The sequence below is a fragment of the Burkholderia sp. Bp8986 genome, assembly GCF_003854225.1.
In the GTDB taxonomy this organism is placed as follows: Bacteria; Pseudomonadota; Gammaproteobacteria; order Burkholderiales; family Burkholderiaceae; genus Burkholderia.
In genome coordinates this window covers 1-322 of record NZ_QTQM01000227.1, presented here as the reverse complement: position 1 = coordinate 322, position 322 = coordinate 1, and the positions used below count along the sequence as shown (strand labels likewise).

Sequence of the window (322 nt, the reverse complement as noted above, 5' to 3'; positions counted from 1 at the left end):
ACTGGGGTGAAGTCGTAACAAGGTAGCCGTATCGGAAGGTGCGGCTGGATCACCTCCTTTCCAGAGCTTCTCGCAAAATTGAGCGCTCACGCTTATCGGCTGTTGATTAAGACAGAAAGACTGTCTGTTAGCGGTTTTATCGGTTATAATGCCGGCCGCTTTCGATAATCTTCAATGAAAAACATTCGAATGATGATTCATTCGAGTCTTTCTCATTGGCGATTGAGCCAGTCAGAGCGGTACGAAAGTATCGGCTGTCGTTCTTTAACAATCTGGAAGAAGTAAGTAATTTGGATAGCGGAAGCGTCTTTGAGATGGACGT

At 45.7% G+C, this 322-nt stretch carries 1 rRNA gene; it reads left to right on the top strand.

From position 1 onward, the window contains the following. Positions 1–60 (top strand): 16S ribosomal RNA (locus DID99_RS37015); the annotation flags it as partial. Between the last annotated feature and the right edge of the window lie 262 nt (positions 61–322).